Raw genomic sequence first — 21,755 nt, forward strand, 5'->3', positions numbered from 1 at the left:
AACCTAAACGTTAATGAAATAAATGAAAATGGCGCTGTCTTGTGTCGGATTATGTCAATTTTTATAAAAAAAGGATCGTTGAATTATCAACGCTAAGTACCATTTATGTTGCAATTATATTACTAAGATTACAGAAAACAGCTTTTTTGTAAACTTACAGACGTTGTCATGTAATATATTCCTGTTAGTATATGCAACATAGCAAATGAGGGCTAAGAAAAATATTTTATATATAAGGATGTAATCAATTCATGAAAAAAGTTTTATCAATCGCTTTAGTAAGTACTATGGCTTTAACAGCAATCGCAACAACTACTAAGACTGCTCAAGCTGCAGTAATACTCGACAGTAAACACGTTCAAGTTGAAGCAGGGGACACATACAAGAGCATCGCTGCTAATGCAGGTGTAACAATCGCTGAACTAGAACAAGCAAACGGCCGTGAAGTTGGCGGATTTGACTTGATTTTCCCAGGTGAAACAGTTACATTACCAGGTGCTACATCAACCCAAGCAACACAAACTACACAAACTACACAAACAACTGATACAAGTTATCAAGCACCAACACAATCAACTCAAACACAAACAACACAAGCTGCTTCACAAACACAAACAGCCACACAATCAACTACTGCTACTACAGGTACATCACAAGGAACATTCAAGATTTCATTCTATGATCCAGCTGTTTTAGGTTCAAACATGGGTTATGGTGGTGTTGCTGCTAACCTTTCAGTATTCCCTAAGGGTACAACACTTAAGATCACACTTTCTGATGGTACAGTTTTGATCAGAACAGTTAATGATACAGGTACATTTGCATACAGTAACCCTAACCAATTAGACGTTGCTATGCCAAATAACCAAATCCCTTCATACGGTGTAACAACTGCATCTGTTGAAGTACTTTAAGAATAAATTGTCAATTATTGAGAGACTTGATTAATTTCAAGTCTTTTTTTGTTTAATTCACACTTTGCAAAGTCAGTTCGTAAATCCTATACTAGTTAGCAAAGAGGGAGTGAATTAAATGAAAAATACAAGTTCTGATTGTACTGAAATTCTAGTCGGTAAAGCCGCTAGTATGGATGGTTCCACTATTGTCGCCCGTAATGAAGACGGTTATGGTCCAATCAATCCGATTAAGTTTGTTGCTCATGAAGCTCAAGATAAAAAAGATGCTTTTTATGTCTCGGTAACTACTGGTGTTAAAGTTCCGCTACCTAATCACTCTTACCGTTATACCGCTACACCACAAGCTGACCAAAGCGATGGTCAGTACGAAGAGGCAGGTATCAATGAGTTTAACGTTGGGATGAGTTCTACTGAAACAACCGCAACTAACGCTCGTGTCTTAGGTTATGATCCATTAGTAAATGATGGTATCAATGAAGAAGCTATGTTGACACTAGTTTTACCTTACATTAAAAGTGCTAAAGAAGGAGCAAAACGCTTAGGTGCCTTGTTGGAAAAGTATGGTACAGGCGAATGCAATAGTATTGCTTTTAATGACAAGGATGAAATTTGGCTATTAGAGACAGCTGGTGGTCATCATTGGGCTGCAATGCGCTTGCCAGAAGATACCTATGCAATTGTTCCTAACCAAACAGTCATGCAAGAAGTTGATGTCAATGACACTGACAATTTCTTAGTTGCCACTGATCTAGTTGATTTCGTTGAGAAACATCATTTGAATCCTCAACCTGGCCACTTTAATTTCAGAGATATCTTTGGAACTCAAGATGAGGCCGATGCTTATTACAATACACCCCGTACTTGGTACGGTCAGAAGTTATTCAATCCTGAGATCGAACAAGAACCAACGTCTCAAGATATGCCTTTGTTGAGAAAACCTACGAAGAAGATTTCAATTGAGGATGTTCAATTCTTCTTATCATCACATTACAATGGAACGAAGTATGATCCATTTGGAACCTTTGCTTCAGGAACTGCCGCACAACAACGTCAATTCCGTTCAATCGCAATGGATCGTAATCAAGCTTCTTCAATTTTACAAATTAGAAATGACGTTGACGAAAATCATGCTGCCATACAATGGCTATCAATGGGCTTCTTTGCTTACAGTCCATACGTTCCATTCTATACAAATATCACTGATACACCTGAGGATTACAAGAATACGACTAATGATGTCGACATTGATAATGTTTATTGGCTCGAAAAAACTTTGTCCGTCTTGATCGAACCACATTATCATGAATATTCTGACATGATCCATGCCTATTTAGATGGTTGTCAGTCATTTGCACGTCAGCGCTTAGAGGTAACTGATCGAGTCATCGATGGATTTACTGATGATGTTTCGGAGTTTTTGACTGAAAGCAATTTGAAGACCGCTACTGAAATATCAAGTCGTACTCACAAGCTATTTGACCAAATCGTTAAAAAAGGTTTGCTACTTTCTAAGACAACTTGGGAGAAGGGACAAAACCTTTAATCAAAAGACCGTTGAGGTCTTTTTTTGTTGACTAAAAATAAAAATGTTTTAGAATTTGAAGATAAGAAAAGTTTGGAGTGAATTTATGAGAAAAGTTAAGTGGATCATACTATTACTTTTAATCATGATTCCTATTTTTAGTAATCAACAAACTGTTAGTGCCAGCACCGAAAAAAGACAAACACCGACCCTTTTTTTCCATGGTTTTGGCGGTACACAGCGGTCAATGGATTATTTGATCGATCAATCTCAACGTGATGGCTTCGCTACAAGAACGCTGACCATCGTTGTAACGCCTGGTGGCAAGGTTCTAACTTATGGCTCTTGGCCAAAATCGGCTAAGAACCCTGAGATTCAAGTGTTGTTTGAGAATAACCACGAATCAGATTATCATCATACGGCTCAGTGGATTGATTCTATCCTAACGAAATTGCATCAAAAGTATGGTGTCGACCATTTTAATGCCGTGGCTCATTCTTGGGGTAATAATGCCATTATGTATTACTTAGAGAACTACAGTCAGAAAAGAAATCAGCCCCAGATTAAATCACTAGTCAACATTGCTGCACCGATGCAAGTTCTCCAGCGTGATATTTATCGTCGCAACGATTGGCGTTATTCGAACCAATTACGCAAAGATTTTCAGTCATATACCAAACCTAACTCTGAAATTAGAAAACTACCGATCCGAGAATTGAATATTATGGGACAGTTGAGTCCTGACGACCACTTTGACAAAGCAGTCCCCGTTTCATCTGCACGTTCTTTAAGAAAAGTCTTTAAAGGGCCTGACCAAAGCTATCAAGCACATCTATTCACTGGTCCCAAGGCAGAACACAGTGCTTTAACTCGTCGTAATCCTCGAGTTTTACATGAGATTGAGCATTTTTTATGGGAAGCTGATTAATATTCCGCAAATCTTTATAGCGAATTCATTAAATCGTCACATTTTTTCTTTAAAGTAGCAGTTAAAATATTAAATGAGTGAAAAATGGGTGATGCAATGAATTTTTTGATAATTGCAGTGATTTTTATTCTTGGACTCAGCTTAGTAAATTTTGGCGGTCACATGAAGAGTAGAATAGCCGCAAAAATCTTCTATTTGATTGGGACAGTCAACATCTTGCTGGCAATGTATATAGCTTGGCCAAAGTAAAAAAGAGGTCCAGTAAGTCTAGTTTTTGGAACCCAATATAAAAAAAGTGATCTAATTCGTATTTTGAATTAGGTCACTTTTATTTTTGCTCAGCAAGCTATATGTATGTGAATGAAATTGGTAGAGATAATCGTTTTATTCGACGGCAACTAATTGAACATTGTCGACGGAAGTAGACAGTTTTAATTTTTCGATCAATTCACCAATTGTCCCATTGAGGTGACTGATATCTAACGAGATGACCACTGTAGCGACGTTATGAATTGGAATATTTTGATTGATCGTTAAAATACTGGCATTCGATTCAGAAATGTCGACGAGGACCTTTGAAAGAATACCTTGTTCGTGATCAAGCATCATTGAGATAACGGCTTTACGGTCGTTCATCTCTTCATCAGGTAGGAAGACTAGATCCTTATATTTATAATAAGTTCCTCGACTGATGCCGACTTTTTTGACCGCTTCACTAACGTTATGAACTTTTTTTGTTTCGAGAAGATTTCTTGCCTTGATCACGCGATCAAATGATTCAGGAAGAATCGAGCTATCGACAATATAATATTTTTCCACAGTCTGAATCTCCTATCGATTTAAATTAACATTTAAATTATATCATTGAACAAGGTTTGTTTGGTTTAAAGATGAGGCTTTTTTTGCTATTCTAAGAGTGATCGGAGATGTTAATATTGAAGACTTTAGTAGTAGTATCTCATCCAGAGATTAATAATTCACAGACACAACAATTTTTACAAGAGGGTGCCAAACTACAAGATGTTACTTGGCATCATGTTGAGAGTTTGCAGTCGATCGATGTTGCTAAAGAACAGAAGTTATTATTTGAAAATGATCGGATTATCCTTCAATTTCCATTATACTGGTACGCTGCTCCTGAAGGATTGAAGCATTGGGAGGATCAAGTTCTGACCCGCAATTTTGTTTATGGTGATGGCGATGACAATTTAGCTGACAAAGAGTTTGGTATCGTGGTCAGTACCGGAATGCCCTTAACAGCTTTTCGTCGTGGTGGAAGCGAAAATTTCACGATCGATGAGATCATGGCGCCTTATTATGCGATTGCCAAACGGGGAAAAATGCAGATCATGCCTACCTTCACAATTGCTCAATTTCAGTATTTGACAGAAAAAGGCCAGATGCAATTGTTGATCGACTATCAGCGTTTTTTGACTCAAGAGTATCCTGATACGTTGACACATCGTCAAGAATGGTTTGAACGAGAATTTACCGATCGCTTTAAAAACTTTGATGGCACGAATTGTAATGAATGCGAAACGATTTTAAATACATTCATTCAACAATCAGAAGACATTGAACAGTTGAAAAGCACGATTGGTCTAATTAAAAAAGGGGAGGATGAGTAAGTATGGATGATAATGGTGCTTGGTTAAAAAACAAAGTCAACGAACTATCAAAAGAACAGCATTCTTACGAAAACCGAGCTTTTTTAGTAGCAATGGAGAATATTATTGACGAACAAAATCGCCGCTTGGAACAATTAAAAGGCGAAGTCGATGGACGGCTTTGGAATCATGAACAGTGGTAAAAAAAAGGACAGCTAATTCCTAATTTGGATTAGCTGTCTTTTCGCTTCTTAATGAACGAAGATAAACTCACGGTTATCTTTATTGAGAAAGGTCAAATCGTTGATATCAAGATTTAAATAGTCGTGAAAGCGGGTTTTCAAAGCATTAGCGGCCTTGACATGATCTTCTTTTCGGTCTGGTTGAATATTTTCCATATAGAAAAGTAAGTTTTTAGTGTCATCAGTTGCTGCAACTCTGGCACTATCACGCCAAGCCCAGCAGCGGGATAGGATATCTTTATCATCGCGATAAACTACTTCTCCTGGTAAGGCTTCTTCGATCTCATCTTCACCGATAGGCGTAAACTTTTCACCGCCTTTAGCAACGGTTAAATGAATATCACCTATGATGTTATCGAGATTTTCAGCTGCAATGGGGAAAGCGTACTCTAAAGAAACTGAGTTGTAGACATCAACAACTGGATTGATATTGCCGACACCTTTATTGTTCTTAGCGCGTTTTAGTAAATTTTCGACCGCGTTGCGAGCGCCTTTTTTGGTTTTGAACTTTCGATAAGCTTCTCGCCAAGCCGCAACAACCGGATTGACACTGATGGGATCGTCAGGAACCCATTTCTTAGCAATTTCATTGGCATTTTGAATCAAATCAGCTGGAACATTTGTTGCATCGTGATTATCAACGTTGTGAGCTGTCATAACGGCGATTTCTACCTCAGGGAAAATATCCCAAAATTCTTGATCTACAATAATTTTTTGCATCCGTAATCCCTCCGAAAGATTATATAAACCCATTATAAGCTATTACTAGCTGATATTTCAGAAAATCAAAAATTAAATAATTGACTAGCTGTAACTGTGTGAGTAACATGTTATGTGATTAAGGGAGGAATTTGCTGTGAACTATTTAATAACTGGAACCACTGGACATTTAGGTCATCAGATCTTGCAACAATTGTTGAAATTAGTACCAAAGAAAAATGTAACTGCTGGAGTTCATACAATTGCCAAGGCCAAGGCAATTAAAGATGCTGGTATCAAAGTGAGCCCAATTGATTTTAATGATCCTAAGACCTTGAATCAAGCATTCTCGAATCAAGATGTCTTGATTTACGTGCCTAGCAAAAGTCATGACAGTTTTAGTCGTGTGTCGGAATTAGAGCACGTCATCATGGCCGCTAAAACTGCCAAAATCAAACATTTCTTGGCGATGGGATTTATTGCCGATCAAGTAAATAATCCGTTTGCCTTGTCAGCTTTCTATGGTTATTTGCCCAGACGCTTAGCTAGCAGTGGTTTGAATTATACTATCATCAGAAATGCTTTGTATGCAGATCCATTGGTGCCATATCTACCTGAGTTGATCGAACGAAAAAATGTTATTTATCCGATGCAAGATCAGGCTTTGTCATTTATTAGTTTAACCGAGAGCGCGGCAGCGTTTGCCAAAGTTGCGGCAACTGAAACGCTAATGGTTACTGGTAAAGTTTATACTTTAACACAAGCTCGTAATTATACGATGCCCCAGCTGGCAGAAGTTTTGTCGAAAGTTTCCGGAACAAAGATTGGTTACCAGCCAGTCAGTTCGAGTGAATTTGCCCAAATGTATAATCAGGGTAACGAAGGTCATATGTTGGCGTCGATGTATGATGCTGGAGCAATTGGCTTGTTGAATGAGACTAGCCGAGATTTTGAGACAATTATGGGTCATGGACCATTGACTTTAGAGGAATATTTAAAACAGAATTATCAAGCATAAAAATAGCCACTGATTCGCATTTTTAGAATCAGTGGCTATTGCTAATTATTTAAGGTTTTTGCTTTTTGTTCGACTAAGATTGTTTCAATAATATCCTGTAGCGTAACATTGTTAAATTTTCTCAAGGCCGCCATTTTAGCTTCTTCATAATAATTACCGAGGACTTTTTGAATATTTCCTCCCACAATACATTCTGGATTGGTATTCGTGTCCAATGTGAACAGCTGTCGGTCGTTTTCGACTGCTAAATAGATATCTAACAGCGTAATATCTTTAGGTTCTCTGGCAAGGCGTGGTTCAGCTGTACCTTTCTTAGTTGCAATCAACTGATTTTCTCTGAGGTTACTCATCAAACGACGAACCACTACCGGTGAAGTTTGGATACTCTGAGCGATTAATTCGCTGGATAGTTTTTGACTCTGATAGACTTCAATGAATGCTAAAATGTGAACCGAATCACTGAAACGTGTGGAAACTCTCATAAAATATTACCTCAATCTGTAACTTTTATTATTACAACCGCTATATTAGCTACTTTTTAACAAATAGTCAATAATTTGGTGATATGCTAATGAATTGACACTAATCTAGGGATAAACTATATTATTCATGTTACTTAAAAAGTTACATGGAAGAGATTAACATGATAAAGTTTGAGCACGTTTCTAAACAATATGAGGGCACTCTAGCTATAAACGATTTAAATTTAGAGATCTCAGATGGAGACTTCTTTGTTTTAGTTGGTACGTCAGGTAGTGGCAAGACTACTACTCTGAGAATGATCAATCGATTGATCAAGCCAACTGCTGGGGAAATTCTCATCGATAATAAAAATATTGAAAACTATGATTTACAAAAAATGCGGCTGAATATGGGTTATGTTTTACAAAACATTGCCTTGTTTCCTAATTTGACAATTGAGGAAAATATCACGATCCAACCTGATTCTTTACACTGGCCAAAAGAAAAACGCCATCAAGTCGCTTGGGATTTATTGAAAAAGGTGGGGCTTGATCCTCAAAAATACGCCCAACGTTTGCCAAATGAATTATCTGGTGGGGAACAGCAGCGTGTAGGAATCATTCGAGCACTGGCAACAAGTCCCCAATTAGTCTTGATGGATGAACCGTTCAGTGCTTTGGACCCCATTTCTCGGACCCAATTGCAAGATCTAGTCTTGAGATTACACCGTGAGTTACAGACAACTTTTATCTTTGTGACCCATGATATGCACGAGGCGATTCGTTTAGGAGATACAATTGCAGTTTTGAGTAAGGGTAAATTAGAACAAGTTGGCAATCGGGATGAAATTTTGAACCACCCTAAAAATGATTTTGTTCGTGGCTTCTTTCAAAATGAAAAGAACGGCCAAAATACGGTCGGAGAAATCATTGACGCTGGTTTTGGTACGATCACTGATGAGGTCTTAAATTCGACCTTATTAAAATCCGATTCCATCAATCGTTTGGCCACTGAATTAAAGGAAAATCAGGGTGTAGTGGTCTTTAATGATGATAGTGAAAACTATCAACTCTCTACGGCTGACTTATTGGACTTCTTAGCTAAGGAGAGTGAGGAATAATGAGCGCATTAATTCATGTTTTACAAACCCAAAGTAGTGGTATTTGGGAAGCTTTGGGTCAACACATTTCAATTTCCTTGATTTCATTATTCATTGCTGCTGTAATCGCCATCCCTTTGGCTATTATTTTAATGACGCATAAACGGATTGCGGAAATAATTTTACAAATAACCAGTATTTTACAGACGATTCCAAGTTTAGCACTGTTAGGAATTTTGATTCCTATTGTAGGTATCGGGACAATTCCAGCGATAATTGCTTTAGTCGTGTATGCCGTGATGCCTATCTTTCAAAATACATATTCAGGTCTAACGAATATCGATCCTAACTTAGAAGATGCGGCAGAAGCCTTTGGTCTATCGCGTTCAAAAAAATTGTTAAAATTTCAATTGCCATTAGCAATGCCAATGATTATTTCAGGTATTCGTATTGCCATGGTCATGATCATCGGAACCGCCACTTTGGCAGCTTTGATCGGCGCAGGTGGACTTGGGACGTATATTCTGTTGGGAATTGAGACGAACAACAATGCTTTACTGCTCGTAGGTGCCATTCTTTCGGCCATTTTGACCTTGATTTTCAGTGGTCTGATCAAAGGTATTTCCAAATTGTCGCTGAAAAAAATGGGAATCTTATTTGCAACATTTGTGGTCGTTTTAGGCGGTTGGGCAGGATACCGCAGTATTGTTAAACCACCTGTCGACATTACAATTGCCGGTAAGATGGGTAGTGAACCGGAGATCTTGATCAATATGTACAAAGATTTGATTGAACAAGATAATCCGAATGTAAAAGTTTCCGTTAAACCAAATTTTGGTGGGACTTCATTTCTGTATAAGGCTTTGCAGTCAGGTTCAATTGATATCTATCCTGAATTTACGGGGACAGTTTTGCAAGCTTTAGTCACTACCAAACAGACTGTCAGTCATAATCCTGAAAAAACATATCAGCTGGCCAAATCTTTGTTGAAAAAAGAAGCCAATATGGAATACCTCACACCAATGAAATATCAAAATGGTTATGATTTAGCGGTGAAAAAGAGCTTTGCCCAAAAATATAATTTAAAAACCATCAGTGACTTAAAGAAAGTTGAACATCGACTTCACGCTGGTTTCGATCCCGATTTTTATCAACAAAAAGATGGTTTCCCAGGTATTCAAAAGAAATACGGCTTAGAAATAGCTAGCGTTAAGACGATGGAGCCATCGATTCGTTATAAGGCAATTGCTAATGGGAAAGTTAACTTAGTTGATGGCTATACTACTGATCCCGAAATTAAAGAGTACAACTTGGTAGCACTGAAAGATGATAAGAATCATTTCCCACCTTATCAAGGAGCACCATTGATGACGGAAAAATTTGCCATGGAACACCCTGAAATCAAGCGAAGTTTAAATAAATTAGCTGGAAAAATCAGTGAGTCTGATATGCAAAAAATGAATTATTTAGTAACTGTTAAGCATGAGAAAGCTTCAAAAGTTGCCCGTGATTATCTAGTTGCTCATGATTTACTTAAATAGTTGAGTTGAATACTCAACTTTTTTTGTGTCTAATGGCAATTTTGTTGTAACATAATCTTCATTGAGAAGGAGTGATTTTATCAAAAATTCAATACAGACAAGGATCATCGGGTTGGTTTCAGGCTTGGTCCTCAATGCGTTTGGCAATGGACTCTGTATTTCAGCCAACATGGGTAGTGGCTTGTGGACAGCTTCTGCAGTCAATATGACAAAGTGGTTTGGATGGAATACTGGATTATTATTATTCATTATCGGGGTGATCAATGCGATCACCAATCAATTTCTAATTCGTCGCTTTGATGGTCGGAGATTAATTGGGGAAATTTTATATGTGATGTTCTTTAGTTATTTTGTAAATGTTTTTACCGTTATGCTCAATGCAATCGGGGTACCAAACTTATCAGTCTTTGTGCGCACTATTTTGTCATGTTTAGGTGTGGCCTTTTTCTGTGTGGCGATTTCACTTTATCAAAGAGCCAATATAGTTATGCACCCTAACGATGATACGACGAATATCTTGCGATTCATGTATTTGAAAGGTAATTCAACAGCAGCCCAAATTATTGATTTTATTCCACCGATTATAATAATTATTATTGCCGGTTTAGCAATCCACAACGTATATTCAGTTAATATTGGAACAATTTTTTCATTTATCTTCAATGGAATTTTGATTGCGGCTTCAGATAAGTGGATCTGGCCTAGCTTAAAGCATAATTTTGCTACCAAGTTTGATTAAAATAATGATATTTGGTATATAAGTGAAATTTTCTCTAATTAGTTATATAATGATTACACAGGTAGAAAGGAAAACGCTTTCACAAAGTATGCCTGTGTGGTTTTAATAATTAATTAGGTGGTGCGTATTGATGAAATTGAATGACAATACCGAAGCAAAGAGAGTTCTATCGGAGCTGTATACCGATATTAATAATGCCAAGGACTTAGATAAAGAGGGATATACTAAGGACTTTGTCTTAAAAACATATAATTTATTAAATAAAAATTATTCTTTCCAATATTTATTTGGTAGATTACGTGATGATCGACAAGTTAAACATACCCTTAATCAACTTGAGGGTGGCGAAGAATATATGGAACAAATCAATCAATTTGCTCACAATGTTGGCTATGCAATTAATTAAAAATTGAATATTTTACCGAAACCTCAGCTTGCTGGGGTTTTATTTTGGCCTTTTTTAAATCTTTTGTTGTATTTGCAACAAAATGAGCGTACAATATTTTTTATTCGAAAGCGAGGCAATTATCATGGCTGATATTTTGAGATCGATTGGCGTAATAGCTCGTTCCTTAGATTCAATCAGTAACATTGAATTTAAACAATATAATTTGACCAAGGGACAATACATTTACTTGGCTAGAATTTATGAGCATCCCGGAATTATTCAAGAAAAGGTTGCAGAAATGATCAAAGTGGATCGAACTACGGCCGCAAGAGCAATTCAGAAGTTAGAAAATAATGGCTTCGTTACTAGAGAGCAGTCTGTTGACAATAAAAAAGAGAAGAAGCTTTTTGTAACGCAAAAGGGCAAAGATACTTATCCAATTTTGGCTCGTGAGGAGCATTATTCAAATGAAATTGCTTTGAAAGGATTGTCCGCCAGTGAGCGTAAACAGATTTTTCAATTATTGGAAACTGTTGAAAGTAATATTGCTGACAATTGGGAGTACGTCAAGAAAGGTAATAAGCGGATCTATTGATGATAACGATTAAAAGATGTACTTTAGACGACTTGGCCACTTTACAAAACGTCAGTATTGAAACCTTTACCGATACTTTTGCACAATCCAATACACCGCAAGATTTAGCGGACTATTTAGAGCAAGCTTACAATCTTTCTACCTTGCGAAAAGAGCTATTGAATCAACATTCGGAATTTTATTTTATTCTAGTTAATGGTCAAGTTGCGGGCTTTTTAAAGATAAATATTTTGGATGCACAAACGGAAAAGATGGCAGATTATTTTATCGAAATTCAAAGAATCTATGTCCGAACTAAGTTTAAACGACAGCATCTTGGAAGCCAATTGATGGATTTAGCTTTGAGGCGCGGGGTTGAATTACATAAACATCAAGCTTGGCTTGGTGTGTGGGAGAAAAACTTCACAGCTCAGAAATTTTACGAATCAAAAGGATTTAAACGTTTTGGTTCACATAGATTTTGTATGGGAGATTCAGTGCAGACTGACTATATTTTAACAAAGGATTTGAGGGAAAATGACACAAGTAATCGTAGATAAAAAATTTTGGGAGCTATTCCCAGAGGCACAAATAAGTACCTTGACCATTCATCAAATTGACAATCATGTCAACGAAAAGGATGATCCTTATTTTACCAAGCTGTTGAATGATGCAGCTCAAATTTCACAACAATATATAACCAATGAATCATTTAAAGATAATGAAGTGGTTGATGAATGGCGACAAGCCTTTCGTAAGTTCAAAACTAAGAAGGGTGTCCGTTGTTCAATTGAGGCGCTATTAAAAAGGGTCAGTCAAGGACGAGAATTTACACCAATTAACCCCTTAGTAGACATTTATAACAGTATTTCTTTGAAATATGGTGTGCCCTGTGGTGGTGAAAATATCAATGCTTTTGTGGGTGACTTACATTTAGGAGAGGCCAAAGGTGGCGAGAATTTTAAACCACTGGGTGCGACTGAAGATTCACCCGCATTACCAGGCGAGATAATTTATTATGATGAAGCTGGAGCTATCTGTCGTTGTTTGAACTGGCGGGAAGCTCAACGAACTATGTTAACAGAAGATACTACCGATTCAGTTTTGGTAATTGAAGCCATCAATCAAAAACAAGCTTTGCGTGCTAATGAAGCTGTTGTAGAATTGAAAAAACTGATTGCAGATTACTTTAAAGTTGACGGTAAGATTGAACATTTGAGTAAGGAACATCCCCAAACTGACAATTTGTAATCATAAAAAAGGCAAAATCAACTAGGATAAACTAGTGATTTTGCCTTTTTATCTATTAAAAATTAAACAGTTGTTAACGATCGATATCGATCAAGCCAAAAGTTAAAACAGTGATACCAATAACTAAGGCACAAATGAAGTAAAAGAAGATCGTCGTGGTATTAATACCGATTCCTAGAGAGAAACCAATCAGGTAAGGTCCGACCGCAGCTCCGATTCTTCCAATTGATTGCGTAAAGCCGATACCCATACCTCGTAATTCGATGGGATATTGAGTTGGCGTTAGTGCAATCATGATACCCCAAGCGCCTAGAGTGAAGAATGATAAGAGACATCCGCTGAATAGTACCATTGCTTCAGAATTGGCGTTTCCAAAGAGAAAGGCGCCAATAATAGTCCCAATCAAATAAATTGTCAGAACTTTTTTGCGACTGATTTTTCCCATTAAGTATGCAGCTAGAAAGTATCCTGGCAGTTGAGCAAATGTAGTGATCAAGGTGTAAGTGAAACTCAATGAGATCGATAAGTTACGTTTGATCAAAATACTAGGTAACCACAGAAAGAGACCATAATAAACGAACATGATAACGAACCAGAGAATACTCAAGCAAAGCGTCGTGCGACTAAATTTGGTCGACCAAATTTCTTTGAAAGCAAAATTCATTTTTAATTTATCATTTTTCACATTAGTTTCTGCTGGTAAGTGATGACGTAAAACCAGTGTGTAGAGAGCAGTTACTGATGTAATGATGACAGTAAATTTCCAACCGTATGCAGGCATCACCAGCGTTGCTAGTAGTGAAGCAAAGATCCAACCCACAGCCCAGAAGCTATCGACTAAAATTAACATCTTGGAACGTTGGTGTCCTGAAAATGAGTCAGCAATAATAACGGATGCTACTGGCAATTCGCCACCTAGACCGACCCCAGTTAAGAAGCGGATGAAGAGAAATTCATTAACATTATTAGTTAAAGCTAAAAATAAATTGCTGATCGAAAAGATCAATAAGGTCACCATCATGATATTTTTCTTTCCAAAACGATCAGCTAAGTAGCCGAAGAGAACTGCTCCGACCATCATTCCGATTGTTGTGATTGAGCCTACTAAACCGATCTGACTCGCAGTCAATCCCCAATCCTTTTTGATCAATGGCATTATAAATGATAATAAAGCAACGTCGGCGGCATCGAATAACCAGGCCGTTCCAATGACCATTAAAAGTTTTAGACCACCGCGTTTAGATGTTTCAATCTTTTGTGATTCCAAATTGCACCTCCAAGATTTATAGTGAAATATTACTATTTTTAGTAAAGGTAAAATTTACCTTTAATACTATAAAAAAAGACTACCACTAGTCTTTTTGATGGTCAAGTTATCATTTCAATTGATACAGTTTGGCTGGACGTCCACTTTTTCCGTGTTCCAAGCCGATTTCTTTAAAGAGGTGAGCGTGAGTTTTGCGGAAATTGGAATTATCAATTTGTTGAATATCTTCTTTTAGGAATGTGGCATAGACTTCACGAGCCTGTTTCAGAGTGAAACTAGTGCCTAAAATCAACAGGATAGTTGGTAAATAATCCAGTCGGTTAAGGATACGTTTGAAAGCTAAACGCAAGATCAACGCATGATCGCTGACAAGTTGAGCTTGACCTTGATACTGGTCGATGGTGTTATAAAAGTCTTCAACCGAAATTTTTGAACTAAGAGTCGTAAACTCTAAATCTTGGTATTTTAGTAAGTATTGTTCAGCTGAATAGCCAACTTCAAACCAGTTCACTTTTTCGGCTCCATAACCGGCTTTTAATTTAGGCATGGTTGGCAAATAAGTCATATACGTTAATGCAATTTCTCGATATTCTTCAGAGCGTTTGACATTGCTAAAAGTAGCTAATTGTTCTGTATAGAAATTGGGCAGATTAATTCCGATTTTTTCACGGATCAGTCGTAGTGAAGCTTGATCGGCACTTTCATCACTCCGTAAAGCAGTGATAGGTAAGCCCCAACGGCCAGTGTAATTGCCCAAAGAATTTTTAACTAACAGAATTAGTACTTTTTTGGTTTCATGATTGTAGCTCCAAATGATATTAGCAACGTTGATGAATAATTTATTTTGAAAATTCACTTCTGACATTTTTTAAATTCATCCTTTAACTATTTAATTATCTACTATTATAATTGACCTTTCGTCTAATTGGCTTCTTATGTTTGTAAATAATTCCTGAAAATTATATAACCTACCTAGAGATTGGTTGATCTCTAATTTTTAAACCAGATTAGTCTTGCATTTCTTCCCGATGGTCCCTGAGATAGACTACTGCAAGATAAGGGACTATAACATATCGATTTTTGATAGATATGAAGGGGAATATCTCATGAAAAAAATTTTAAAAAATAGTATGTTAATCGGTGCAGCTGTTTTAGGTGTTGCTTCGGTAGCTGGATCAAGCTATGTGGTCAAGGCGGCGGAAACACCTACCCAAACTAGTTTATCAAGTAGTGCTACAGCTAATTTGCAACCGGGTACAATTCAGTTGCTGACTGTACCTAACATTGATTTTGGCACCGTAAAATCTAGTGCTAATGATGTTACTTATGAGTCGTCGACCTTTAGTAGTGGTTTGGAAGTTGCTAACCCTGGTGAACCTACAGGTTGGAATGTTGTCGTTTCAAGTCCAGGATTTGCAATGGGGACACCAACTGATACACCAACTACTGCCGTCGGTCAAACTTTATTAGGAGCTAAACTTTCGATTAAAGATTCAGTTGAAAGTCCAGTGCATGCAGTAGATGCAGATAACGTTTCAGTTGCACCTGTCTTCACAAGTAGTATTCCAATCACAACTGCACCAGCTCCTGTACTAAATGCACCAACTGATACTGGTGTCGGTGCCTTTATGACAAGTTTCAACAACAGTGATGCTTCGTTGAGCGTGCCTGCTGGTAATATCGGTGGTTCATATTCAGCCATTCTGGATTGGACTTTATCTAATGCACCAGCTTAAAAAATGAATTAAGAGGGGTATATTTTTATATGCCTCTTTTTTTTATAGGAGGTAATCTTTTGAAGAAATATCTGATGGTTTTTCTAACCATAGTTGTTGGTGCATTTGTAGCAATCGTTTTTAATCAAGGTGAAGTTAAAGCAGCAGCTACAGCATCGCAAATCAATTATAGCATCTCACCAGAATTGCCTGATAATCAAGTAGCTCAAAATATTGGATATTACGACCTCAAAGTCGACCCGAATCAAAAGCAAACTATCAAATTTAAGATTAATAATTATGACACCACAGATCATACTTATATGGTGTCGGTGAATCGTGCCACAACTGATTTCAATGGCATTATTGATTATTCAGCACATGGAGTGACACCTGGCAATGACTTGAGTTACAACATTGAAGATTTAGTGACTTATCCGCATGAAGTCTCTGTCAGTGCCAAATCTTCCAAGGAAGTTTCAATTAATTTAAATGCACCAAAGGGAAATTTTGATGGAGTATTGCTTGGAGGCATCTTTGTTGAAGAGAATAACCAAGTCTCCCAAGCCAAAGCCACCAAGGGGATCTCATTAAGAAATCGTTATAGTTATGTATTGGGATTACAATTGCAGCAAAACACTGATCCAGTGCGCCCTGATTTGAAATTTGTCAGTGCTTATCAAAATGACGTTAATGGTCAAATTGCTGTCAATGCAGTGTTAGATAACGATGTACCAACTTTGGAAAGAAAAGTCTCAGTCGATGCTAGAGTTACACCTGCAAATAGTAAAAAAGTTGTTTTGAAACTGTCGAAAAAAAATATGACTTTTGCGCCCGATAGTAAATTCAGTCTTCCAATTGATGTTAATAATACAACTGGTCCAAATAAGAATAAACGTCTCCAGCCAGGAAAATATACAGTTTATGTCAAAGTTTTGGCTAATGATCGCAAGAATTCTTGGAATTTGAAACGTGATTTCACAATTACCGCTCGTCAGGCTAACAAGATCAATCATAAGACACCAAACCGCTCGATGGATGTTTGGATCATTCTTGGACTGATTTTGATCCTAGTTGCAATTGGAGTCATCGTCATTATCTACTACCGGAGAAGACGGAAAAATAAATAATTAATTGTTGAATTAAAAAAACTGCCCTCCGATTCAATTTCAGAATCAAAAGGCAGTTTTTTGTTGTCAGAAAACGTTTATCAGGACAGTTCCAGAGATTACTAAGATCAGTCCGGCAATAGCGGTCGGTGAAATTGATTCGTGGTAAAAAACGATCCCAGCAATAGTAACTAAGATCAATCCCACGCTGCCCCAAGTGGCATAGGTCAAACTCAAAGGTAGACGTTTCAAAACGTGCGATAGGATGAAGAGACAGATAAAATATGACGCCAAAGTCCCTAAGGTTGGTAAGAGGTTAGTGAAGCCATCTGTTTTTTTTAGAAGTGAAGTTCCCAAGACTTCAAAACCGATTGACACTAACAGTAGTAAGTAGTTCATAGGCTTTTCCTCGGTTAAAATTTTTTCTCCAATATCATACACGTTTTTTATTTAAAAGACACTAGTTATTTTGAAAATGACATCAGTTTGAAATCTTTTTGAAATGAACAAAGAAATTATATTTTTTTATTGAAGAAAATATTTGCGCTTATATCAAAAGACTAATTGACAGTTAGTTTAAATTCCCTTAATTTTAATGATATTTGAAATGGGGAATAGGGGGAGATTTAATGTTCGAAAATGATGGTGCAATTCTCAAGATTCAAGTTAAAATTGCACTACGGGAAAAGTTTTATTTTATCTACACTTTGATCTTGCCAACTTTTATGGCATTTATAAACAAGAACCAATATTTTCAAGATAATGAATCAATCTATATGTACTGGTCGTATATTATTGTCACGACCATCTTCAATGGCTTTTTAATTAATATTATCCGTTTACGAGAAGGCGGGTTCTTTAAAACCCTTTCATATATGATGAAATCAAAGCATTCAATTATATTAGCTAATTTATTGGTTCAGTGTATTGTAATTCAAATTGAGATCTTGTTATTTAATTTGATCGTGACATTTTTTATCACGCCGCTGTCAATTTTCACGCTAGTTCACGGATTCTTAGTCGCTTTTTTAGCCACCGTAATTTGTTCAGCAATGCTGTCGATTTTACTGGTTTTAAAGATGAAACAAATCTATTTCAACTGGTTGATCGGGTGTTTGTTTGTGATTGGGATCGGTGCTCTTGGATTGCATCCAGTAGGGGTCTGGCACTATTTTTTGAGTGCTTTTAATCCCTTTCAAACGATCTACGGAATATATCAAATTCCTAACGTTTCTAACTCTTATGGCTTCTTTATGTTAATAATTGCCAGCGTTTATTTAATAATAGGAGGAATGATTTTTAAACACGTTTCGATTAAAAGTCAGTTAAAGTAGTGAAAATAGCAGATTTTAGTTATTCAACCAAGGATAAGCTGATATTTGAAAAGGTTGATTTTAGGTTTGAAGATAATGAAATTAATTTTATTCTCGGTCCAAAACAATCAGGGAAGACATTGCTTTTGGATAAAATTGCTGAAACTAGTAGGGATGAAGCTTTTATTGGTTTTCCACGGGTCGAAGAAATTGCTTACTTATCAGAACAAAATGACTTTTTGGTTAGCTTGACGGTTGCAGAAATTTTAGAATTTACTAATCAACTGGGGACATTTGTGCCGTTATTGCTACCGGTTGAAATTGAGAAATTGTTGTCGCATAAGTTTAATGATTTAAGTCGCTGCCAAAGAAAACTCGTTTTGATATATTTAAATGTGATTTTAGACCGGGAGTTGTATTTATTTGATGCGCCAGAATTAGATTTAAATCTTGCCGATTCTAAAAATATTTTCAGTTGGTTTCGTAATTTAGCTAACAGGGATAAAACCGTGATTGTGACAACTAATCGATTAGATAATATATTAGATACCGATAACGTTAACTATTTGAAGAATTCTCAAGAGGTTTTGGTGGATAGTTATTTGAAAGTGAAGTCACGAATGGCATTTTAAGAGGAGATTAATAATCATTTTGATTAGGAGCCTGGTTAATCATCGTAGAAAATGGGTATCTATTGCGTTATAATAACTTTTAATGCAAGTCATAATTTGTTATAACAAATTTTACAATTTGTTGAACTTGCGATTCTTTGGAGGAAACTTATGAAAGAGACGCCTAAATACGTAGTTGTGGCGAATCGTTTAAGACAGCAAATTTTAGAAAAAGAGTATGATATTAACGAACAATTGCCACAAGAAAATGCAATTGCCTCATCGTTAAACGTCAGTCGAATCACGGTAAGAAAAGCATTGGATATCTTAGTTAAAGAAGGACTGATTTATCGAATACAGGGATCTGGTACCTTTGTTAAGGATAATCAGCCTGGTGAAGAAATTGGTAAAAAAAATTCTTTAGAAATTTTTGATTTCAATAAATATCAGGTGAAGTTATTGAATTTTGGCGTTAGTAAGCCGGATAAAAACGTAATGAATCAGATGAATATTAATCAGTTTGATTTAACCTATGAAATTGAGAGAACTATTATAAGTGGCAGCGAGACTATTGCTTTACAATATATTTATATGCCGGTAAAAATAATTCAGGGTATGCGAATGGATTCCTTGATGGGTTCGATTTATGAATTTATTGAGAAAGAGTTAGACTTAACGGTGGGGACTGCTATCAGAACAATATCATCCGAAATTTCAAATACTGAGATTTCTAAAATATTGTCTCTCAAACAACCAGAACCACTGCTTACAATTGAACAAAGGTCTTTTTTAGATAATGGACAAATATTTGAATATACATACACTTATATTAGATCGTCAAAGTATTCGTTGCATGAATCAATTTAATCAGCACATTGGCTTTTAAGCCGATGTGCTTTTTTTTGCAATTTTATAATTTGTTATAACAACTTATAAAATTGTATTGACTTTAAAAGTATATGCTTTTATACTGAAAGCGTTAACAAATAGGAAAGGGGTTAGTTAGAATGAAACAATTAAAGATTGCAATTTTCTGTAGTGGGGGTTTTTCAACTAGTTTAGTTGGATCCAAGATGCAAAAAGTTTATGACGCGGAAGGAAAAGACGTTAAAGTTGATGCTTATGACTTCGGAATGATGGATGAAGTTGGCGATGATGTTGACGTAATTCTTCTGGCACCACAAATTGGTTGGGCCTTTGACCAGACTCAAAAGGCCTATCCCAACACAAAAGTCATTCTTTTAACAATGCAACAATTTGGCAGTATGGATGGTCAAACAATTGTTGATGTATTAAAAGAGAAAGGGATAGATTAAGATGAGTAAATCGAATGGAAATGGGATGCAAAAATTCCAAGCAAATTTTACTCGTATTGCTGGTAAAATTGCTGCTAACAAATTATTACTTACATTGCGTGATTCATTTATCATTGTTGCTGCCACTTCAATGATTGCTGGTTTTGCCATTATGATTCAAAATGTTTTCGTCGATCCAACCAATGGTTTGATTTTTGGTAAACAAGGTCTGCAATTGGGAAAACTAATAAGCGGTTCTTGGGCTGCATGGCAATCTTCAGGCCTGTTTAACGGATTAACGACAACAGGTAATTTAATTGGATTAGTTTCAAATGGTTCATTAAATACTTTTGCGGTATTATTAGTTGTTATTTTTTCACATACATTTTCACGTAAATATTTCCCAAAAAGTAAGGAACATATGACTTCTGTTCTTTACGCATTAGGTGCCTTCTTTATCTGTATGCCTTGGAAGTTTCAATACACTCCAGATGGATCAAAAAAAGCAATTGATGTTTTAAACTACATGGATACAACATTCTTTGGTACTAAGGGAGTATTCGCAGCTTTGCTGATCAGTGGTTTCTCAGTTTGGATTTATAATAAGGTTCTTGAAAAGAATATTACAATCAAGATGCCAGATTCAGTTCCACCAGCAGTAGCTCGTAGTTTTGAATCATTAATTCCCGGCGTTATTACTATGGGTGTCTTTATTATTTTAACTGGTATTAGTACAACCTTTACCGGTGAAACAATGCCAGAATTACTTTTGACAGCTTTACAAAAACCAGCTTTAGCAATTTCTGGTACAGGACTTTTTGCCTTTGTATCACAGACAACTTGGAGCTTATTGCAATGGTTTGGTATTCATCCAACATCAATTTGGGGACCTATCTTTGGATTAACATGGAACATCAATGATACTCAAAATATGTTGGGTCAAGCACATCATATTTATTCAACACTATTTATGAATTTCTCAACTGTCGCTGCAGGTTCATGTTCAGTTTCACCAGTGTTAGCGTTGATTTTGTTCTCAAAGAGAGCAGCAGCTAAGAAAGTATCAAAAATTGCATTAATGCCAGCTATTTTTAATATTTCTGAACCAGTAACATTTGGTTTACCTATCATTCTAAATCCTTTGTATTTCATTCCTTGGTTGGTAGCACAACCTTTGGCCTTTTACATTGGACTATTCTTTACAAAGATTGGATTTATTGGACCTATCGTTAATAATGTTCCTTGGACTGTACCAACATTGATATCCGGATTATTGTATACAGGCTCAATTAATGGCTTGATCGTACAAGCAGTTATTGTAATCATAACTACAGCTATCTATTATCCATTTGTCAGAATGGACAACAAATTGAATCCTGATGTAGCTGTGAAAGATGCAGAAATGGAATCAGCTCACGAAGCATCTACAAATAATGTTGAACCTGCATAAAAAGGAGA

At 36.5% G+C, this 21,755-nt stretch carries 27 protein-coding genes; 21 read left to right on the plus strand and 6 right to left on the minus strand.

The genetic code is table 11. The features are described 5' to 3' along the window. Positions 1–251: 251 nt before the first annotated feature. The 4 genes from ACYT32_RS08675 (at position 252) to ACYT32_RS08690 (ending at position 3,616) form a co-directional block, all read left to right on the plus strand. The gene (locus ACYT32_RS08675) at positions 252–914 is read left to right on the plus strand and encodes a DPBB and LysM peptidoglycan-binding domain-containing protein (protein WP_395265669.1); all 663 of its coding nucleotides are present in this window, start codon (positions 252–254) and stop codon (positions 912–914) included. Between the two features lie 118 nt (positions 915–1,032). Then, positions 1,033–2,460: a C69 family dipeptidase gene (locus ACYT32_RS08680; RefSeq protein ID WP_395265668.1), complete on the plus strand. Its 1,428-nt coding sequence runs from the start codon at positions 1,033–1,035 to the stop codon at positions 2,458–2,460. Positions 2,461–2,545: 85 nt separating this feature from the next. Then, positions 2,546–3,367 (plus strand): alpha/beta fold hydrolase, encoded by an 822-nt coding sequence (locus ACYT32_RS08685; RefSeq protein WP_395265667.1) that lies wholly within the window; start codon positions 2,546–2,548, stop codon positions 3,365–3,367. Positions 3,368–3,463: 96 nt separating this feature from the next. Then, positions 3,464–3,616, plus strand: a complete 153-nt coding sequence (locus ACYT32_RS08690; protein WP_395265666.1) for a hypothetical protein — start codon at positions 3,464–3,466, stop codon at positions 3,614–3,616. Between the two features lie 135 nt (positions 3,617–3,751). On the opposite strand, the gene ACYT32_RS08695 is transcribed toward ACYT32_RS08690, so the two are convergent. Further along, positions 3,752–4,186, minus strand: coding sequence for an ACT domain-containing protein (locus tag ACYT32_RS08695; RefSeq protein WP_395265665.1), 435 nt, complete (start codon positions 4,184–4,186; stop codon positions 3,752–3,754). 107 nt (positions 4,187–4,293) lie between these two features. On the opposite strand from ACYT32_RS08695, the gene ACYT32_RS08700 reads away from it, so the two are divergent. Next, positions 4,294–4,995: an NAD(P)H-dependent oxidoreductase gene (locus ACYT32_RS08700; protein WP_461793403.1), complete on the plus strand. Its 702-nt coding sequence runs from the start codon at positions 4,294–4,296 to the stop codon at positions 4,993–4,995. A gap of 2 nt (positions 4,996–4,997) precedes the next feature. Then, a complete protein-coding gene (locus ACYT32_RS08705) occupies positions 4,998–5,177 on the plus strand; it encodes a hypothetical protein (RefSeq protein WP_395265663.1) in 180 nt (59 codons plus the stop codon). Between the two features lie 48 nt (positions 5,178–5,225). On the opposite strand, the gene ACYT32_RS08710 is transcribed toward ACYT32_RS08705, so the two are convergent. After that, positions 5,226–5,936: a B3/B4 domain-containing protein gene (locus ACYT32_RS08710; RefSeq protein WP_395265662.1), complete on the minus strand. Its 711-nt coding sequence runs from the start codon at positions 5,934–5,936 to the stop codon at positions 5,226–5,228. 136 nt (positions 5,937–6,072) lie between these two features. Between ACYT32_RS08710 and ACYT32_RS08715 the strand changes: the two genes are divergently transcribed. After that, positions 6,073–6,933 (plus strand): NmrA family NAD(P)-binding protein, encoded by an 861-nt coding sequence (locus tag ACYT32_RS08715; protein WP_395265660.1) that lies wholly within the window; start codon positions 6,073–6,075, stop codon positions 6,931–6,933. A gap of 41 nt (positions 6,934–6,974) precedes the next feature. On the opposite strand, the gene ACYT32_RS08720 is transcribed toward ACYT32_RS08715, so the two are convergent. After that, positions 6,975–7,415 (minus strand): Rrf2 family transcriptional regulator, encoded by a 441-nt coding sequence (locus tag ACYT32_RS08720; RefSeq protein WP_395265659.1) that lies wholly within the window; start codon positions 7,413–7,415, stop codon positions 6,975–6,977. A 161-nt stretch (positions 7,416–7,576) separates the two neighbouring features. Here ACYT32_RS08720 and ACYT32_RS08725 point away from each other — a divergent pair, with 161 nt between their 5' ends. From ACYT32_RS08725 to ACYT32_RS08755, 7 genes are all read left to right on the plus strand, one after another. Next, positions 7,577–8,515 carry an ABC transporter ATP-binding protein gene (locus ACYT32_RS08725; protein ID WP_395265658.1) on the plus strand — a complete coding sequence of 313 codons (939 nt, stop codon included), beginning with the start codon at positions 7,577–7,579 and terminating at the stop codon, positions 8,513–8,515. Then, a complete protein-coding gene (locus ACYT32_RS08730) occupies positions 8,515–10,035 on the plus strand; it encodes an ABC transporter permease/substrate-binding protein (protein ID WP_395265657.1) in 1,521 nt (506 codons plus the stop codon). The genes ACYT32_RS08725 and ACYT32_RS08730 overlap by 1 nt, the downstream gene beginning before the upstream one ends. Before the next feature lie 169 nt (positions 10,036–10,204). Then, complete coding sequence (locus tag ACYT32_RS08735) at positions 10,205–10,774, plus strand: hypothetical protein (RefSeq protein ID WP_395265763.1); 570 nt, start codon at positions 10,205–10,207, stop codon at positions 10,772–10,774. A gap of 130 nt (positions 10,775–10,904) precedes the next feature. Continuing rightward, entirely contained in the window at positions 10,905–11,180 is a 276-nt protein-coding gene (locus ACYT32_RS08740; RefSeq protein ID WP_395265656.1) for a hypothetical protein, read from the plus strand. A gap of 124 nt (positions 11,181–11,304) precedes the next feature. Further along, positions 11,305–11,757, plus strand: coding sequence for a MarR family winged helix-turn-helix transcriptional regulator (locus ACYT32_RS08745; RefSeq protein ID WP_395265655.1), 453 nt, complete (start codon positions 11,305–11,307; stop codon positions 11,755–11,757). After that, the gene (locus ACYT32_RS08750; protein WP_395265654.1) at positions 11,757–12,296 is read left to right on the plus strand and encodes a GNAT family N-acetyltransferase; all 540 of its coding nucleotides are present in this window, start codon (positions 11,757–11,759) and stop codon (positions 12,294–12,296) included. Before ACYT32_RS08745 ends, ACYT32_RS08750 begins: the two co-directional genes overlap by 1 nt. After that, the gene (locus ACYT32_RS08755; RefSeq protein ID WP_395265653.1) at positions 12,274–12,987 is read left to right on the plus strand and encodes a B3/B4 domain-containing protein; all 714 of its coding nucleotides are present in this window, start codon (positions 12,274–12,276) and stop codon (positions 12,985–12,987) included. Before ACYT32_RS08750 ends, ACYT32_RS08755 begins: the two co-directional genes overlap by 23 nt. A 73-nt stretch (positions 12,988–13,060) precedes the next feature. On the opposite strand, the gene ACYT32_RS08760 is transcribed toward ACYT32_RS08755, so the two are convergent. Further along, positions 13,061–14,239 carry an MFS transporter gene (locus ACYT32_RS08760; protein WP_395265762.1) on the minus strand — a complete coding sequence of 393 codons (1,179 nt, stop codon included), beginning with the start codon at positions 14,237–14,239 and terminating at the stop codon, positions 13,061–13,063. A 124-nt stretch (positions 14,240–14,363) separates the two neighbouring features. Next, positions 14,364–15,119: an NrtR DNA-binding winged helix domain-containing protein gene (locus ACYT32_RS08765; protein ID WP_395265652.1), complete on the minus strand. Its 756-nt coding sequence runs from the start codon at positions 15,117–15,119 to the stop codon at positions 14,364–14,366. A gap of 241 nt (positions 15,120–15,360) precedes the next feature. Here ACYT32_RS08765 and ACYT32_RS08770 point away from each other — a divergent pair, with 241 nt between their 5' ends. Continuing rightward, the gene (locus ACYT32_RS08770) at positions 15,361–15,990 is read left to right on the plus strand and encodes a WxL domain-containing protein (RefSeq protein WP_395265651.1); all 630 of its coding nucleotides are present in this window, start codon (positions 15,361–15,363) and stop codon (positions 15,988–15,990) included. A gap of 59 nt (positions 15,991–16,049) precedes the next feature. Further along, on the plus strand, positions 16,050–17,099 hold the full coding sequence (locus ACYT32_RS08775; protein ID WP_395265650.1) for a DUF916 and DUF3324 domain-containing protein: 1,050 nt from the start codon (positions 16,050–16,052) through the stop codon (positions 17,097–17,099). A 66-nt stretch (positions 17,100–17,165) separates the two neighbouring features. On the opposite strand, the gene ACYT32_RS08780 is transcribed toward ACYT32_RS08775, so the two are convergent. After that, complete coding sequence (locus ACYT32_RS08780; RefSeq protein WP_395265649.1) at positions 17,166–17,477, minus strand: DMT family transporter; 312 nt, start codon at positions 17,475–17,477, stop codon at positions 17,166–17,168. 230 nt (positions 17,478–17,707) lie between these two features. Here ACYT32_RS08780 and ACYT32_RS08785 point away from each other — a divergent pair, with 230 nt between their 5' ends. The 5 genes from ACYT32_RS08785 (at position 17,708) to ACYT32_RS08805 (ending at position 21,747) form a co-directional block, all read left to right on the plus strand. Then, positions 17,708–18,412 carry a hypothetical protein gene (locus ACYT32_RS08785; RefSeq protein WP_395265648.1) on the plus strand — a complete coding sequence of 235 codons (705 nt, stop codon included), beginning with the start codon at positions 17,708–17,710 and terminating at the stop codon, positions 18,410–18,412. Continuing rightward, on the plus strand, positions 18,412–19,023 hold the full coding sequence (locus ACYT32_RS08790; protein WP_395265647.1) for an ATP-binding cassette domain-containing protein: 612 nt from the start codon (positions 18,412–18,414) through the stop codon (positions 19,021–19,023). Before ACYT32_RS08785 ends, ACYT32_RS08790 begins: the two co-directional genes overlap by 1 nt. 150 nt (positions 19,024–19,173) lie before the next feature. Continuing rightward, complete coding sequence (locus ACYT32_RS08795; RefSeq protein WP_395265646.1) at positions 19,174–19,869, plus strand: GntR family transcriptional regulator; 696 nt, start codon at positions 19,174–19,176, stop codon at positions 19,867–19,869. A gap of 140 nt (positions 19,870–20,009) precedes the next feature. Next, positions 20,010–20,318, plus strand: coding sequence for a PTS sugar transporter subunit IIB (locus ACYT32_RS08800; protein ID WP_395265645.1), 309 nt, complete (start codon positions 20,010–20,012; stop codon positions 20,316–20,318). 1 nt (position 20,319) lies between these two features. Next, complete coding sequence (locus ACYT32_RS08805) at positions 20,320–21,747, plus strand: PTS sugar transporter subunit IIC (RefSeq protein WP_395265644.1); 1,428 nt, start codon at positions 20,320–20,322, stop codon at positions 21,745–21,747. Positions 21,748–21,755 lie beyond the last annotated feature (8 nt).

The organism is Companilactobacillus sp. FL22-3, from assembly GCF_054881455.1.

Coding starts and splice junctions, on each gene's coding strand:
- ACYT32_RS08675 (WP_395265669.1), top strand. CDS start 252: ATGAAAAAAGTTTTATCAATCGCTTTAGTAAGTACTATGGCTTTAACA.
- ACYT32_RS08680 (WP_395265668.1), top strand. CDS start 1,033: ATGAAAAATACAAGTTCTGATTGTACTGAAATTCTAGTCGGTAAAGCC.
- ACYT32_RS08685 (WP_395265667.1), top strand. CDS start 2,546: ATGAGAAAAGTTAAGTGGATCATACTATTACTTTTAATCATGATTCCT.
- ACYT32_RS08690 (WP_395265666.1), top strand. CDS start 3,464: ATGAATTTTTTGATAATTGCAGTGATTTTTATTCTTGGACTCAGCTTA.
- ACYT32_RS08700 (WP_461793403.1), top strand. CDS start 4,294: ATGTTAATATTGAAGACTTTAGTAGTAGTATCTCATCCAGAGATTAAT.
- ACYT32_RS08705 (WP_395265663.1), top strand. CDS start 4,998: ATGGATGATAATGGTGCTTGGTTAAAAAACAAAGTCAACGAACTATCA.
- ACYT32_RS08710 (WP_395265662.1), bottom strand. CDS start 5,936: ATGCAAAAAATTATTGTAGATCAAGAATTTTGGGATATTTTCCCTGAG.
- ACYT32_RS08720 (WP_395265659.1), bottom strand. CDS start 7,415: ATGAGAGTTTCCACACGTTTCAGTGATTCGGTTCACATTTTAGCATTC.
- ACYT32_RS08725 (WP_395265658.1), top strand. CDS start 7,577: ATGATAAAGTTTGAGCACGTTTCTAAACAATATGAGGGCACTCTAGCT.
- ACYT32_RS08730 (WP_395265657.1), top strand. CDS start 8,515: ATGAGCGCATTAATTCATGTTTTACAAACCCAAAGTAGTGGTATTTGG.
- ACYT32_RS08735 (WP_395265763.1), top strand. CDS start 10,205: ATGGGTAGTGGCTTGTGGACAGCTTCTGCAGTCAATATGACAAAGTGG.
- ACYT32_RS08740 (WP_395265656.1), top strand. CDS start 10,905: ATGAAATTGAATGACAATACCGAAGCAAAGAGAGTTCTATCGGAGCTG.
- ACYT32_RS08745 (WP_395265655.1), top strand. CDS start 11,305: ATGGCTGATATTTTGAGATCGATTGGCGTAATAGCTCGTTCCTTAGAT.
- ACYT32_RS08750 (WP_395265654.1), top strand. CDS start 11,757: ATGATAACGATTAAAAGATGTACTTTAGACGACTTGGCCACTTTACAA.
- ACYT32_RS08755 (WP_395265653.1), top strand. CDS start 12,274: ATGACACAAGTAATCGTAGATAAAAAATTTTGGGAGCTATTCCCAGAG.
- ACYT32_RS08765 (WP_395265652.1), bottom strand. CDS start 15,119: ATGTCAGAAGTGAATTTTCAAAATAAATTATTCATCAACGTTGCTAAT.
- ACYT32_RS08770 (WP_395265651.1), top strand. CDS start 15,361: ATGAAAAAAATTTTAAAAAATAGTATGTTAATCGGTGCAGCTGTTTTA.
- ACYT32_RS08780 (WP_395265649.1), bottom strand. CDS start 17,477: ATGAACTACTTACTACTGTTAGTGTCAATCGGTTTTGAAGTCTTGGGA.
- ACYT32_RS08785 (WP_395265648.1), top strand. CDS start 17,708: ATGTTCGAAAATGATGGTGCAATTCTCAAGATTCAAGTTAAAATTGCA.
- ACYT32_RS08795 (WP_395265646.1), top strand. CDS start 19,174: ATGAAAGAGACGCCTAAATACGTAGTTGTGGCGAATCGTTTAAGACAG.
- ACYT32_RS08800 (WP_395265645.1), top strand. CDS start 20,010: ATGAAACAATTAAAGATTGCAATTTTCTGTAGTGGGGGTTTTTCAACT.
- ACYT32_RS08805 (WP_395265644.1), top strand. CDS start 20,320: ATGAGTAAATCGAATGGAAATGGGATGCAAAAATTCCAAGCAAATTTT.